The organism is Enterocloster sp. 210928-DFI.2.20 (assembly GCF_020554465.1).
GTDB lineage: Bacteria > Bacillota > Clostridia > Lachnospirales > Lachnospiraceae > Enterocloster > Enterocloster bolteae.
Genome location: NZ_JAJCHK010000046.1, coordinates 25315 through 39928, shown reverse-complemented (window position 1 = coordinate 39928; position 14614 = coordinate 25315). Strand labels below are relative to the sequence as shown.

Genomic DNA, 14614 nt, shown 5'->3' with positions numbered 1-14614 from the left:
AACTAAACATAAAAAGGGCCCTTTTCATAGAATTGGGGCGGGATTTTAACAAATCACACCCCAACTATTGACAAAGAGCCTTTTATTGAGCTGGTAAAGGAGAATTACCGGTAGCAAAAAGGCCTGATTTCCTGCGGGCAATACCCGTCTGTCAGGAAACCAGGCCTTTCTTCACTTTATGAAATCCGCTTTTTAACAGGAATACAAACAGACTACAGGCTGCCCTCAATCAGGTCCCATATCTCATCCCTGCCCTGCTTTGTCTCTGCCGAGAAAGGAATAATGATACCGTCCTTTTCCATGCCAAGGCCTTCCCGCACCATCTTTACGTGCTTCTGCACCTGACTGCGGTTAATCTTGTCCAGCTTGGTGGCAATGATGACAGGGTGGTATCCGTTAAAGATAATCCATTCATACATCAGCTTGTCGTTGGCCGAGGGTTCATGGCGGATATCAATGAGCAGGAACACCATTTTGAGCATCTGTGAATTCCTGAGATACCGCTCTATCATCTTGCCCCATTTTTCCTTGACCGCAACCGCTATCTTGGCATAGCCGTACCCCGGCAGGTCCACGTAATACAATGCTCCGTTGATGTTGTAAAAATTGATGGTCTGGGTTTTGCCCGGCTGCGAGGAGGTTCTTGCATAGGCTTTGCGGTTCATCAGCGCATTGATGAGGGATGATTTTCCCACATTGGACTTGCCCGCAAATGCAAACTCCGGCAGTGTATTCTCCGGCAGCTTGCTGGTCACGCCGCATACTGTCTCCAGATTCACGTCTCTTATTATCATATCTGTTTCTCCTAATTCCTATCCGCGATCTAAACAAAGGCCTCCGAAACCACATCCTCCATGGCCTTTACATACACAATGTCCAGTCCCCTGGTGATTTCTTTGGACAGCTCCGCCATATCCGGACGGTTCTTGTCAGGTACCAGCACCTTCTCTATATGGGCCATCTTGGCTGCCAGTATCTTTTCTTTCAGTCCTCCGATGGGCAGGACCCGTCCACGCAGGGTTATCTCCCCGGTCATAGCCACCTTGGCCTGGACACTTTTACCTGTCACCGCGGACAGCATGGCTGTGGCCATGGTGATTCCAGCAGAAGGTCCGTCCTTCGGCACAGCTCCCTCCGGGATATGGATGTGGAGGTCGTGCTTCTCAAAATAATCGTCGTCAATCCCGTACTCCGGGCACACGGACCGAACATAGGTCAGGGCTGTCTGGGCTGATTCCTTCATCACGTCCCCCAGCTGCCCGGTCATCAGGAGACTTCCCTTGCCAGGCATTACATTGACTTCTATCTGAAGGGTATCCCCTCCCACACTGGTCCAGGCCAGGCCGCGCACAATGCCGATTTCATCTTCCTCATTGGCATTCTCAAAGGTCACCTTTTCCTTGCCCAGGTATTTCTCCAGATTACTCTCCGTAATCTTGATGGACTTCTTCTTATCCTCCAGGAACTGTCTGGCAGCCTTGCGGCATACATCCCCGATGCGGCGCTCCAGATTCCTGACGCCAGCTTCCCTGGTATAGTTGTGTATTATTTTTTCAAGGCTCTTATCGGAAAATGTAATCTGTCCCTCCTTAAGGCCGTTGCGCTCCATCTGCTTTGTCACCAGGTAGTCTCTGGCTATGTGAAACTTTTCATTTTCCGTATAGCTGTTGACCTCAATCAGCTCCATGCGGTCCAGTAAAGGCCCCGGTATGGTCTGGGTGGTGTTGGCCGTTGCAATAAACAGGACCTGGGACAGGTCAATGGGCAGTTCCACATAGTGGTCCCTGAATTTTACATTCTGTTCCCCGTCCAGCACCTCCAAAAGCGCGGAGGAGGTATCGCCCTTATAGTCGCTGCTGACCTTGTCAATCTCGTCCAGAAGCATCAGGGGATTGCTCACACTGGCCTGACGCATGCCTTCCACGATACGGCCCGGCATGGCGCCCACGTAGGTTTTCCTGTGGCCTCTGATTTCCGCCTCGTCCCGGACACCTCCCAGGCTGATGCGCACGTATTTCTTATTCAAAGCCCTGGCCACGGACCTGGCAATGGATGTTTTGCCGGTTCCTGGAGGTCCCACCAGACAGATGATAGGGCTGGTGCCCTTCTTCGTCAGGGCGCGGACAGCCAGGTATTCCAGGATCCTCTCCTTTACCTGCTCCAGCCCGTAGTGATCCTCGTTGAGTATCCTCTCGGCATGTTTGATGTCGTCATTGTCCTTGGACATCTTCTTCCAGGGCAGGTCCAGCAGGGTTTCCACATAGGTGCGCAGCACATTGGCCTCCTGGCTTCCGGCCGGCATGTTGCGGAAACGCTCTATTTCTTTGTGGAGCTTTTCCTTTACTTCCTTGTCGGCCTTCAGAGTATCCAGCTTTTTCTGATATTCGTCTGCGTCCGACACAGCGTCCTCTCCCAATTCCTGGCGGATGACCTTCATCTGCTCCCTGAGAATATATTCCTTCTGGTTCTGGTCGATATCGGCCTTTACCTTTTCCTGAAATTCCTTCTTAATTCTGTATATCTCCATCTCGGTCAGCAGCGTATGCATCACTACCTCATACCTGGCTGACAGAGAACTGTTCTCCAGCACGGTCTGGCGGATGGTATAGTCCCATGGCAGCTGAATGGCGATCTGGTCCAGCATCTCATTTAAATCTGTAATAATCATCAGATTAGGCAGAATTTCTTTTGTAATCTTCGGATTAACTCTCCCATATTCTTCCAGTTTATCCTTCAGGATACGCAGCATGGCTTCCTGAGTCAGGCTGTCCAGATCATCCTCCTCCGCTTCTATGGCGGCAATCTCGCCCATCATAGCCGGTTCCTCAGCTTCCAGGCATAAAAGCTCAGCGCGTTCCAGTCCTTCCACCAGCACACGTACCACCTTGCCCGGCAGTTTCACCAGCTGCTTCACCACTGCCACAGTACCTACCTGGAACAAATCCCCCTGCTCAGGCTCCACAATTTCAGGATGTCTCTGGGCCACAAGAAACAGTTTCTGGTCTCCCACCATAGCCCGCTCTACGGCTGCCACCGATTTCGGCCTGTTTATATCAAAATGCAATACCATACCCGGAAGTATGGTCAGACCCCTGAGAGCCACCACGGGCATCGTAATCACTTGTTCTCCCATTCTCAATCTTCACCTCTTGTATCTTAACCATTTGAAAAGCCGCTGCAATGCAGGTGCCGGACCGGCCGGAAAACAGGCCTTCTGGTCCGGGTCATATCTGATTTGCAGCGGCCCTTTCTCTCTTCTAAATTGTCACAGGAGCATGACAGCCTACGCAATTTCTCCTGTCTTACTGTCCCCTCTGAGCCGTTCTGACAACGGCTTCCGGGCAGATGCAGGAGGCATATCGCGGTATACTAATTCCGGCTGTCCTGCCTTTTTCACTACGTCTCTGGTAATGGTACAGATTCCGATAGAATCGTCGGACGGAATCTCATACATAAGGTCCATCATCACTGATTCAAGGATAGAGCGCAGTCCTCTGGCGCCAATCTTGCGGTCTACTGCCAGCTGTGCAATCTCCTCCAGAGCCTCCTGGGTGAATTCCAGCTTTACATTGTCCAGCTCAAACAGCTTCTGGTACTGTCTCATCAGGGCATTTTTCGGCTCTGACAGGATACGCACCATGGCATCCTTTGTAAGCTGTTCCAGTGAAACCATCACCGGCACGCGGCCTATGAACTCGGGAATCAGTCCGAATTTGGTCAGATCCTTAGGCTCCACCTTCTTGAGCAGCTCATCTATGTTCAGATCGTTCTTATTTGCCACCTCGGCGTTGAAACCAATGGAACCGGCGCTCAGACGCTGCTCCACAATCTTCTCCAGGCCATCAAAGGCACCGCCGCAGATAAACAGGATGTTGGTGGTATCAATCTGAAGAAGCTCCTGGTGCGGATGCTTCCTGCCGCCCTGAGGCGGAACGCTGGCAACTGTACCCTCCAGAATCTTAAGCAGCGCCTGCTGGACGCCTTCGCCTGAAACATCCCTGGTGATGGATACATTTTCGGACTTCTTGGTAATCTTATCAATCTCGTCAATATATATAATGCCGTATTCGGCACGGGAGATGTCATAATCAGCAGCCTGGATAAGCTTTAACAGAATGTTCTCCACATCCTCGCCCACATATCCTGCCTCTGTCAGTGCAGTGGCGTCTGCAATGGCAAAGGGAACATTGAGAATCTTAGCCAGGGTCTGGGCCAGATAGGTCTTACCTGAGCCTGTGGGCCCCACCATAAGGATGTTGCTCTTCTGCACATCCACATCCATGTTCTGGCATGCCGTCACCCTCTTGTAGTGATTATAAACCGCAACGGACAACACCTTCTTGGCGTCATCCTGTCCGATGACATATTCGTCTAAAAATGCTTTGATTTCCTTTGGCTTCAGGAGACGTATATCGGCCAGCGCAGGGCTCTCCCCTTCATCCTGGCCTTCCAGCTCCTCTTCCAGAATCTCAGAGCACAATTCTATGCACTCGTCACAGATATACACATTGTTGTTGCCAGCTCCGGCAATCATCTTCCGTACCTGATCCTGTGTCCTTCCGCAGAAGGAGCACCGAATCGTGTCATCTGGTCTCATTGGCATACGATACCTAACCTTTCATATCCTTTACTTGCTTTTTTACGTTACCGGCCTGATGTCTCAGCGCTGTACTGCAGCACTAATGATGTGCAATGATTTCATCAATAAGGCCGTATTCCTTGGCCTCCAGTGCAGACATATAATTGTCACGCTCTGTATCGCGCTCAATTACTTCCAGGGGCTTTCCTGTGTTTGCTGCCAGGATTTCGTTTAATTTCTTTCTTGTCTTTAAGATATTTTCAGCCACAATTTTAATCTCTGTGGCCTGGCCCTTGGCCCCGCCGGAAGGCTGATGAATCATGATTTCAGCATTAGGCAGCGCGAAACGCTTGCCCTTGGCCCCTCCGGAAAGAAGGAACGCGCCCATGCTGGCCGCCATGCCGATACAGATGGTAGATACATCGCATTTAATATAGTTCATGGTATCATAGATAGCAAATCCCGCAGATACAGAACCGCCCGGGCTGTTGATATACAAATGGATATCCTTGCCTGGGTCCTCTGACTCCAGGAATAAGAGCTGTGCCACCACAAGGCTTGCGGACACATCGTTTACTTCCTCGCCCAGGAATATGATCCTCTCCTTCAGTAATCTTGAATAAATGTCATAAGAACGCTCGCCGCGGCTGGTCTGCTCAATGACATAAGGTACTAAACTCATATAACCATCCTCCTAGTTATGAGCACTAAACGTCTGTTTTTCAGACACTTACGTGCGATACATGCCACCGTCTCCCGGCCAGGTATTTCACAAGTCCGGTGCGGTGACCAGTTCACTTATAAGAAACCAGGGAGATTCAAAGCCAGGTAAATAAGCGCTGTGAACCCCCCGTATCATATGTGAATTATACCAGTTTTGCTTCTGCTACCAGGAAATCAACCGCTTCCTGAACAGCAATATCTTCCTTCATCTGGTCCTTATCACGGTCTGACATATAACCCTTTAACTTGTCAGCCTCCATCTGGTAAGCGGCCGCCATCTTGGCAATCTCCTCATCCAGTCTTTCGTCGGAAACCTGCAGGTTCTCAGCCTTTACAACTTCCTCAAGCACCAGTCTGGTCTGGATTCTCTTTAAGGCCTGTGGCTTCATCTGCTCTCTCATCTGCTCCATGGTCATGCCTGTATACTTCATGTACAGATCCATGTTCAGACCCTGGCTCTCCATACGGCGGGCTGTATCCTGAACCATGTTGTCAATCTGGCCTTCCACCATCCTGTCAGGAATCTCCATGGAAGCGCCTGCCACTACCTTGTCAACCACACGGTTCTCGTTTTCGGAAGCAGCTTCTTTCTGCTTTCTCTCAAGAATCTTTGCCTCAATATCCTTCTTGTATTCATCCAGCGTGTCAAATTCAGAAACTTCTCCTGCAAACTCATCATCCAGTTCCGGAAGTTCCTTTACCTTGATTTCCTTTACAGTCACCTTAAAGGTTGCTGGCTTTCCAGCCAGTTCAGCCGCATGGTACTCCTCCGGGAAGGTTACGTTAATCTCGCACTCTTCGCCGATGTTCTTGCCAACCAGCTGCTCCTCAAATGTATCAATGAAGGAATGGGAGCCAATGGTCAATGGGTAATCAGCTGCCTTGCCGCCGTCAAATGTCTTGCCGTCAACAAATCCCTCGAAGTCGATGACTGTCTGGTCGCCGTCAGCAACCGGTCTGTCCTCTACGGTCAGAAGTCTTGCGTTCTGCTCCTGAACCTTCTTGAGCTCTGCTTCCACATCCTCAGGCTTCACAGCTGCATCCACCTTCTCTACCTCAATGCCCTTGTACTCGCCCAGGGTCACTTCCGGCCTTACGGCTACAGTTGCGGTATAGATGAACGGCTTGTCCTTGCCAATCTGCTCTACGGCAACTTCCGGTCTGGAAACGATCTCCAGTCCGCTTTCATTCATTGCCTCCATGCAGGTTGCGTTGATGGCCTCATCAGCAGCCTCCTCATAAAAGATGCCTTCGCCATACATCTTTTCAATCATGGCGCGAGGTGCTTTGCCCTTACGGAAGCCTGGAATATTAAACTTGTTCTTGCTCTTATTGAAGGCTTTTTTCATAGCATCCTCAAACTGCTCTGCGCTTAACTCTATTGTCAGTTTGGCCATGTTTTTTTCTAATTTTTCTACTTGTACACTCATTTTTACGGGTTCCTCCTTAAAATATATGTGGTTCGCCCATAATCCATGAGGGCGCTACACTTCAATGTACCATTATAGCATGCTCATTTTAAAAACACCAGCGTTTTTTACAAAAAAAACTTCCATTCCATCCCACATCCATATGATATAGAACAGAACAGGAGTTTTTCTCATCCGGATACTATTTCCAGTTATACTGGATTGCCGCTGCAATCTTCTGGGCCTGCTGGGGACCCTGAAGCAGGCGAATCAGTTCCAGTCCCATGTCAAGGGCAAATCCCAGGCCCCTGCCGGTGGTGATGTTGCCATCCGTCACAACACCCTGGCTGGTGTAGGACACACCTGTGAGCTGGTCCTCAAATCCCGGATAGCAGGTAGCCGTCCTGCCCTTTAAGAGCCCCATACTCCCCAGGATGCTTGGCGCCGCGCAGATGGCCGCAATCCTTCTGCCCTGCTTGTTGGCACACTCCACAGCCGCCCTCAGACCCATATGTGCTTTCAGATTGTTAGTTCCCGGCATTCCTCCGGGCAAAAACAGCACATCTGCCACATCCGGGTTCACATCCTCAAACAGGGCGTCGGTCCCCAACTCAATTCCATGAGAACCAGTTACTTTCCTGTCTCCTGTAACAGACACCAGTGTCACCTCCACACCGGAACGCCGGAGCACGTCCACAACCGCAAGACATTCAACCTCTTCCAGTCCATCCGCAAGAAATGCATAAACCTTTGCCATGATAATCTCCCTTTCCGCCATTTATCACATAGTAATTTTATTTTATCATTTATCACTTTTCAGGAAAAGAGTTAAATGATATGATTGTAAAATGGAAAAAATAAAAATACTTAGTAAAATCCACTAATCGACAATCACAGCAAGGAGGTTTTCCCATATGGAAATCGAACGTAAATTCCTGGTCCCCTGTCTTCCGGAGGGCTATGACGCCCATCCCTTCCACCAGATTGAACAGGCCTATCTCTGCACGGAACCGGTGGTCCGCATCCGTCAGGAGGATGACAGCTTCTATCTCACCTACAAGGGCAAGGGACTCCTGTCCAGGGAGGAATACAACCTCCCCCTGACCCGGGAGGCCTACGCCCACCTGCTCCCCAAGGCCGACGGCGTGGTACTCACCAAAAAGCGCTATCTCATCCCGCTGGATGGCTCAGACCATCTGACCATTGAACTGGACGTCTTTGAAGGCCGCTACGCCGGCCTCCTCCTGGCCGAGGTGGAATTCACCTCCGAAGAAGAAGCTATGGCCTTCCAGGCCCCGGAGTGGTTTGGGAGGGATGTTACGTTTACAAGGGAGTATCAAAATAGCAGGTTAGCTTGTGGGAAGTAAGGGATGCGGAGGAAGGGAAGGTTCATCCGTCCGTGAGGGAAAGGGAGATGGGGAGTGGGATACGGCTGCGGGGCTAGCAGGGCTAAGCCTCCGGAAACCGGCTAAATGCAAGAAACTGACTGCCAAAACTCGCAGTCAGTCTCTTTCTGTATCCAGATATCGGGCTCAGACAGTTGTCAGTCAGCCTCTTAACGCCGGTTCCCGCAGCCTAACCCCTACACGCCCCTGTAGATGCATCCCACGCCCCCCTCTCCCTTTCCCTCACCCACTACGTACCCGGTGCCTCTGCATCACTTACATCCATGGCGCAGATAAAACGAAAAATGCCAGGTGAAAATTCTTCCATCATTTTATATGCCAGGTATTATATCTGACAAAAAACGATAGTCTGGCTGGCGCATCACTCTTTTTTGGCGCAGGGAGGTGCGTAGTGGGTGATTGAAATAAGGCTGGGGGATGTGGATGCATCTGCAGGGGCGTGTAGTTCTTGGACGGTGGAAAGCGGCGTTAAGAGGCTGGCTGACAACTGTCTGAGCTCAGTATTAAATATAGAAAGAGGCTTGGCCGCGAGTTTTGGCAGCCAGCCTCTTGTATTTAGCCGATTTTCAGCGTCCTAGAACTACTAGTCCCGAAGCCGTATCCACAGCCCCCGGCCTTATTTCAATCACGGACGGAAACACCTAACCTTCCTTACTACTTCTTCTGAACATACTTCAAGCAGTCAAGTGTTACAGCCGTTATAATGATGATGCCTTCAAACACGAACTGTAGGTTTGTGTCGATACCGAGAATGGTAAGGGAGTAGATGAGCACGGTGAAGATAAGTACGCCGACTACTACGCCGGAAATCTTACCGATACCGCCGGTAAAGGATACGCCGCCAACCACACAGGCTGCAATTGCGTCCATCTCCCAGCCCTGGCCGTAAGCGGCGGAGCCGGAACCTACCATTCTTGCGCATTCCAGCCAGGAACCGAATCCGTAAAGGATACCTGCCAGAATGAATGCTCCCATGGTTACTCCGAATACGGAGATACCTGAAACAGCTGCTGCTTCCGGGTTGCCGCCTACTGCGTATAAATTCTTGCCGAAGGTGGTCTTGTTCCAGATAAACCAAACGATTACGATGGCAGCCACTGCCCACAGGATAATGGTTGGGAACCCGTTTATTTTTGGAATAATCATCTTTGGAATAGCCGGTTCAATGGCACCAAAGGATACGCCCTTTGTGGCATATGTGACAAGTCCGAAAATGACCAGCATGTTGGCCATGGTTGATATGAACGGATGCATCTTGAACTTAGCGGTAAAGAAACCGCCGATAGCCGTAAAGCACGTACATAAGATAATACACATTACAAGGGCAAATACCACTCTTAATCCTATGGGCATGCCTGTAAAGTCAAACACGTGTCCGAACACAGCACCTGTGTTAATGCCCTGATGCATGATGATGGTCGCAGTGGTCATACCCATACCAACCATACGCCCGATAGAAAGGTCCGTGCCGGTCAGGAGGATAAGACCCGCAACGCCCAGGGCCAGGAACATTCTGGGAGAAGCCTGCTGCAGGATATTTAAAATGTTATTATAGGTAAGCAGTTTAACATTCTTCATCACCGGAGCAGCGATACACAGTCCAATGAAAATCAGGATAATAGCGATATACAGACCATTCTGCAGTAAGAATGTTCTGCGGTTGAATGTATATTTATAGTTCTCCCATTTTTGCGCTCTGGTCTCCATGAAGGTGAATTTAGACAGGCGGAGCATATCAATCAGGTGATACTGCCAGACAAATGCCGCATGCCTTCTGTCTTTGATCCGCTGAAGCTCCTTGTCCAGGTCCATCTTTGCGTCAAACAGGCGGTTCTTATGAACATACTTCTCGTCCTTTATCTCCTGATGGTCCGTAAGCTTTGAGAGGGTATTTTCATGTTCTTTGTTCAGTTCCGCAACTTTAATGCCATATTTTTCCTTTGCAAGCGCTTTTTCCCGCTCACAGCTTTCCTTTAACGGCAAATAATAATCCTTATCAAAATGTTCCTTGAGATAACTCTCCGCTTCGGAGATTAATTTTGCAATCTCGTCTTTGTTCTTTGCCTCAACAGCCTTTGCTTTCTCCATCTCCGCGCTGTTAGCCGCAATTCTGTTTTCCCTTTCTTCCTTTGTAAGGGAACGGTCTCTCTTTGTTGCATCAATATTATTTTGCAGAGCGACTACTCTGTTTGTGCCGTCCGCTCTGAGACTGTCGATTTTCTTCTGAATTTCGCCAACATAATCCTCAATTGGCTGGCGCAGCTGCATTTCCTGTTCAGCCGTAAGAGTCTCATTGTTTCCTTTCGCCATATCCATGAATCCCCCTTATAGGTATTTTGCACTGAGCCTTAAAAGTTCTTCCTGATTTGTCTCTTTTGTATTAACAATTCCAGAAAGACGTCCATTTGACATAACACCAATACGGTTTGTAATTCCGAGAATCTCCGGCATCTCAGAAGAAACAACAATGATTGTCTTCCCCTGCTTCGCCATATTGATGATAAGCTCATATATTTCATACTTTGCACCCACGTCGATTCCTCTTGTGGGTTCGTCCATCATAAACACCTGCGGACTGCGCTCCAGCCACTTTCCGAATATGACCTTCTGCTGATTGCCGCCGGAAAGGCTGGAAATCATATCATCGGGGCCCATGCACTTGGTATGCATGATTTTGATTTCCTTTGACGTAGCCTTTATCATCTTTGCATCGGAAAGCGCTATACCCGACATATACTGCTGCAGATTGGCTATGGTGGTATTGAAGGTAAGGTCTCCTTTTAAAAACAGGCCATTTGCCTTCCGTTCCTCGGTAATCATGGCAAAGCCATGCTCCATGGCCTCCTTCGCGCTGCTGAAATTCATAAGGCGGTTATTAAAATAAACGCGTCCTGCGGCTCTGGTGCGGACACCAAAGATTGTTTCCAGAAGTTCCGTGCGCCCTGCCCCTACCAGACCGTACAGTCCGAATATCTCTCCTTCTTTTACGTCAAATGAAACATCCTGCAAATGAGGCTCAAACTTTGTAGACAGATTCTGGATGGACAGAATCACATCACCTGGGGTATTGTCAACAGGCGGGAACCGGTTATCAAGGGAACGGCCGACCATTGCCGCAATCAGCTCATTCATGTTTGCATCCTTGGTGCTCTTTGTCATGACCAGGTTGCCGTCCCGAAGCACGGATATCTCGTCGCAGATTTCAAAAATCTCATCCATCTTGTGGGAAATATAAATCAGGGCAATTCCCTGCTCCTTTAACATCCTCATCATCTCGAAGAGCTTGTTAACCTCCTGCACGGTCAGGGAGGATGTGGGCTCATCCAGAACAATCACCCTTGAATTGTAGGAGATGGCCTTGGCGATTTCACACATCTGCCTCTGTGATACGGACATGCGGCCCATGGGCTGGGTGAGGTTAACAGTCATTCCCAATTTTCTAAAGAGCTCGGCGGCTTCCTTTTTCATCCTGCCTTCATCAATTACACCCATGGAATTGACCGGATAACGTCCAAGGAATAAATTATCAATTACATTCCGTTCCAGACACTGATTCAATTCCTGGTGAACCATTGCAATGCCGTTTTCAAGAGCATCCTTTGGTCCGGAAAAGCTTACTTCCTTGCCATTCAGGAAGATATTTCCCTCGTCTTTCTGGTAGGTGCCGAAAAGGCACTTCATCATGGTTGACTTACCAGCTCCGTTCTCACCCATAAGCCCCATAACGGTTCCGCGCTTCACATCCAGGTTGATATGGTCCAGAACTCTGTTTCGGCCGAAGGACTTGCTCATACCGCGTATTGATAAGACGATATCATCTTTCTTATCTGCCATTATTTTACTCCTGTATATGTAGATTGATAGGTTTCAATATTTAATATTAGGGAGAATTTCTTCTCCCTAATAACAGTACATCTTTATTTCAATGAATATTACTGCTCAAGCAGAGATGTGTATGAAGCTGCATTGTCTGTCTTAACCATGTTGATGGCAAATGCGTCATACTGGCTTGGATTTCCAAGACGGTTTGTAATATTGGACTCTGTCTGTCCGTCGCCGCCGATATAGTCAACCTTGAGGTTGAGAAGCTTATCGTATTTCTGGAGCAGAGGCTGATAGGTTGAGCCAAGGAAGTTATCAGCTGAGTTGTAGATGTTCAGCCATACGTTCTTTGTAGCATGGGTAGCCTCATCCAGCTGATTGGATACAGGTGCGTATACCATTGTGGAATCCGTGAAATCTGTATAGTTTTCAGCAGTAACAGCAACGTTCAGTGCGTAGTAGGAACGCTCATCTGCCTTGTAAACATATACATCAGGACTTAAGACATTGCCTGCATCGTCTGCTGTGCCGATACCTGTATCAATATCAACTCCGTCCAGTGCGTTGCGCAGTACGCGGAGTGTCAGGTAAGCCTGTACGTCTGCATGCTGGCTGATAGTGCCGCCGTAGCCCTCAGCGATAGCTGCTACTGCGTCGCTGTTTGCGTCATAGCCAAATGTAGGAACCTTATTGTCCTTGGACCATGCGTTGAACATGGACATGCCCATACCGTCGTTATTGGATGCAACAATATCAATCTGATCGCCGAAAGAGGAAGACCATGTGCCGATTGCATTACCAGCTGTGGCAGCATCCCATGTAGCGCCTGCAGAGTTCTTCATCTCCTGGGAAGCAAGCTCGCGGACAACATATGTCTTTCCGCCAACTTCGATGGAGCCGTCCTGTACAACAGTTGCTGTACCGTCTGCGTTTGTACCAACAGGATCGCTGTTGACATTGCCGTCTTTCTCTACTGCGGTGCCGAGAGCCTTACGGATGCCTCTTGTACGTGCGATAGAGTCGTTATGTCCGATGTCTCCGATTGCCAGAACGTAGCCGATGATTCCATCGCCGTTGCGGTCAATTGAGTCGATGTTCTTCTCGATGTAGTCCTTAACCATGGTACCCTGAAGCTCAGCGCCCTGATTTGCGTCGAAACCTACATAATATGTATCCTTATTAAAATTCAGGGCCGTCATATCAAGCTGTCCTGTAGCACTGCTGGAGGGCTGGCGGTTAAACCATACTAAAGGCTTATCCTTGTTTGCCACCTCTGCGCCTGCTTCCGGTGCAGCTGCTGTGTCTGCCGCGGTTGTGTCTGCTGCTGCTTCGGTTGTGGTATCCCCGGCAGCTGCTGTGGTTGGTGCTTCTGTTGGCTTGCTGCCGCCTCCGCAGGCAACCAGTGATAATGCCATGGAACACGCAAGAGCAACACTTAATGCTTTCTTCATTTTTAATTCCTCCCTTATAATTTTGTTGACTTTGGTTGTTTTTGCTTAACAACAAGTTTATTATACGACCCGGTTGTGCATTTTTCCATATGATTTTTATAGAATGATTATAAAATTTCTTCGATTTTATCTCTTTTCATCGGTGTTTCTGATATGAATCACTGGTTTTTAAGCAATTTTGCCTCAGTCTGGGTCAGCGCCCGCTGAGGACACCAGTAATAATTCCCCTCCAGCTGCGGCACCCTGTCCTTCGGGTCCTGGCCCAGGGACAGACTCCAGGCAATGTCAAATATGGCCTGGGAGTAGCGTTCCTTATCTGATTCCACTGTGCCGAAAAGATACCCTTCCTCCAGAGCCTTTATGCCCACCGGGGTGCCGTCGATACCCACCACCTTAATGGAATTGGCCCCGATTCCGGCCCGGTTCATAGCGTCGATGGCTCCCAGGGCCATGTCGTCATTATTGCTGACCACCAGCTCAATCTGTCCCGGATACTCCTTCAGCCACTGCTCCATCAGGGCTGATGCCTGGCTCCTGTCCCAGTTGGCAATTCCTCCTGTAATCTTCTCCAGTGGAACGCCCCCGTCCTTTAAGGTCTGGATGGACCACTCCGTGCGTATCAGGGAGTCCTGATGGCTGGTCTCCCCTTCCAAAAGCACATAACTTACCAGGCCGTTGCCGTTGGCATCCAGGGTTCGTGTATCCTGATTATAGGCATCCACCAGGATGTCTCCCTGAAGCACAGCGGATTCCTTGGCGTCCGCTCCCACGTAGTACAGCTTTTCCCAGCGGTTCATATCCTCCTCCACCGGTTCCCGGTTAAAGAATACCACCGGAGTTCCTGCGTCCATGGCCTTGTCAATGATGATGGAGGCCGACGAACGGTCCACGCTGTTGATGCACAGGGCATCGCAGCCCAGGGAAATGAGACGCTCCACCTGGCTGTTCTGGGTATTCTGACTCCCCTTGGCGTCCATGATATCCAGCTTTACCTTGATCCCTGTTTCCTGTTCATATTCCTTTGCCTTGTCCTCCAGGCCGGTGCGCAGAGTGCCGATGAAGGTGTCATCCCCCCGGTAGAGCAGAACCCCGATGCGGACAGAGTTCTTATCCGCCTTCCGCCCGTCTTCCCTTCCCATGTACTGCCACACCCCTATAAGGACAGCCGCCCCCATGCAGGCTGCCAATAGATACATCCACTTCCCTTTCACCGCAATGCCCCTT

The 14614-nt window shown here is 49.6% G+C and carries 11 protein-coding genes; 1 reads left to right on the top strand and 10 read right to left on the bottom strand.

The window, feature by feature from the left end; translation table 11 throughout:
• Window positions 1-212: 212 nt before the first annotated feature.
• The 6 genes from yihA to LI015_RS25645 all read right to left on the bottom strand — a co-directional run bounded on the left by yihA (window position 213) and on the right by LI015_RS25645 (window position 7468).
• Window positions 213-794: a ribosome biogenesis GTP-binding protein YihA/YsxC gene (gene yihA / locus LI015_RS25670; protein WP_002567308.1), complete on the bottom strand. Its 582-nt coding sequence runs from the start codon at window positions 792-794 to the stop codon at window positions 213-215.
• 29 nt (window positions 795-823) lie between these two features.
• On the bottom strand, window positions 824-3133 hold the full coding sequence (lon, locus tag LI015_RS25665; protein WP_002567307.1) for an endopeptidase La: 2310 nt from the start codon (window positions 3131-3133) through the stop codon (window positions 824-826).
• 150 nt (window positions 3134-3283) lie between these two features.
• Window positions 3284-4603 carry an ATP-dependent Clp protease ATP-binding subunit ClpX gene (clpX, locus tag LI015_RS25660; protein ID WP_002567306.1) on the bottom strand — a complete coding sequence of 440 codons (1320 nt, stop codon included), beginning with the start codon at window positions 4601-4603 and terminating at the stop codon, window positions 3284-3286.
• Window positions 4604-4679: 76 nt separating this feature from the next.
• A complete protein-coding gene (gene clpP / locus LI015_RS25655) occupies window positions 4680-5261 on the bottom strand; it encodes an ATP-dependent Clp endopeptidase proteolytic subunit ClpP (protein WP_002567305.1) in 582 nt (193 codons plus the stop codon).
• Window positions 5262-5445: 184 nt separating this feature from the next.
• A complete protein-coding gene (gene tig / locus LI015_RS25650; protein WP_002567304.1) occupies window positions 5446-6732 on the bottom strand; it encodes a trigger factor in 1287 nt (428 codons plus the stop codon).
• Window positions 6733-6913: 181 nt separating this feature from the next.
• A complete protein-coding gene (locus tag LI015_RS25645; RefSeq protein WP_002567303.1) occupies window positions 6914-7468 on the bottom strand; it encodes a DJ-1 family glyoxalase III in 555 nt (184 codons plus the stop codon).
• A 157-nt stretch (window positions 7469-7625) separates the two neighbouring features.
• On the opposite strand from LI015_RS25645, the gene LI015_RS25640 reads away from it, so the two are divergent.
• Window positions 7626-8078, top strand: a complete 453-nt coding sequence (locus tag LI015_RS25640) for a CYTH domain-containing protein (protein ID WP_002573449.1) — start codon at window positions 7626-7628, stop codon at window positions 8076-8078.
• Between the two features lie 693 nt (window positions 8079-8771).
• Here the strand turns inward: LI015_RS25640 and LI015_RS25635 are convergent.
• From LI015_RS25635 to LI015_RS25620, 4 genes are all read right to left on the bottom strand, one after another.
• Window positions 8772-10427: a galactose/methyl galactoside ABC transporter permease MglC gene (locus LI015_RS25635; RefSeq protein WP_002567301.1), complete on the bottom strand. Its 1656-nt coding sequence runs from the start codon at window positions 10425-10427 to the stop codon at window positions 8772-8774.
• 15 nt (window positions 10428-10442) lie between these two features.
• Window positions 10443-11951 (bottom strand): sugar ABC transporter ATP-binding protein, encoded by a 1509-nt coding sequence (locus LI015_RS25630; RefSeq protein ID WP_002567300.1) that lies wholly within the window; start codon window positions 11949-11951, stop codon window positions 10443-10445.
• Between the two features lie 98 nt (window positions 11952-12049).
• Window positions 12050-13390, bottom strand: a complete 1341-nt coding sequence (locus tag LI015_RS25625; protein WP_002567299.1) for a substrate-binding domain-containing protein — start codon at window positions 13388-13390, stop codon at window positions 12050-12052.
• A gap of 158 nt (window positions 13391-13548) precedes the next feature.
• Complete coding sequence (locus LI015_RS25620; protein WP_330361502.1) at window positions 13549-14601, bottom strand: galactose ABC transporter substrate-binding protein; 1053 nt, start codon at window positions 14599-14601, stop codon at window positions 13549-13551.
• Window positions 14602-14614: the final 13 nt, after the last annotated feature.

What these genes read in the sequence shown, in the direction of transcription:
- LI015_RS25630 (WP_002567300.1), bottom strand. Translation starts at nt 11,951, where the DNA reads ATGGCAGATAAGAAAGATGATATCGTCTTATCAATACGCGGTATGAGC.
- LI015_RS25625 (WP_002567299.1), bottom strand. Translation starts at nt 13,390, where the DNA reads ATGAAGAAAGCATTAAGTGTTGCTCTTGCGTGTTCCATGGCATTATCA.
- LI015_RS25640 (WP_002573449.1), top strand. Translation starts at nt 7,626, where the DNA reads ATGGAAATCGAACGTAAATTCCTGGTCCCCTGTCTTCCGGAGGGCTAT.
- tig (WP_002567304.1), bottom strand. Translation starts at nt 6,732, where the DNA reads ATGAGTGTACAAGTAGAAAAATTAGAAAAAAACATGGCCAAACTGACA.
- clpP (WP_002567305.1), bottom strand. Translation starts at nt 5,261, where the DNA reads ATGAGTTTAGTACCTTATGTCATTGAGCAGACCAGCCGCGGCGAGCGT.
- lon (WP_002567307.1), bottom strand. Translation starts at nt 3,133, where the DNA reads ATGGGAGAACAAGTGATTACGATGCCCGTGGTGGCTCTCAGGGGTCTG.
- clpX (WP_002567306.1), bottom strand. Translation starts at nt 4,603, where the DNA reads ATGCCAATGAGACCAGATGACACGATTCGGTGCTCCTTCTGCGGAAGG.
- LI015_RS25645 (WP_002567303.1), bottom strand. Translation starts at nt 7,468, where the DNA reads ATGGCAAAGGTTTATGCATTTCTTGCGGATGGACTGGAAGAGGTTGAA.
- LI015_RS25635 (WP_002567301.1), bottom strand. Translation starts at nt 10,427, where the DNA reads ATGGCGAAAGGAAACAATGAGACTCTTACGGCTGAACAGGAAATGCAG.
- yihA (WP_002567308.1), bottom strand. Translation starts at nt 794, where the DNA reads ATGATAATAAGAGACGTGAATCTGGAGACAGTATGCGGCGTGACCAGC.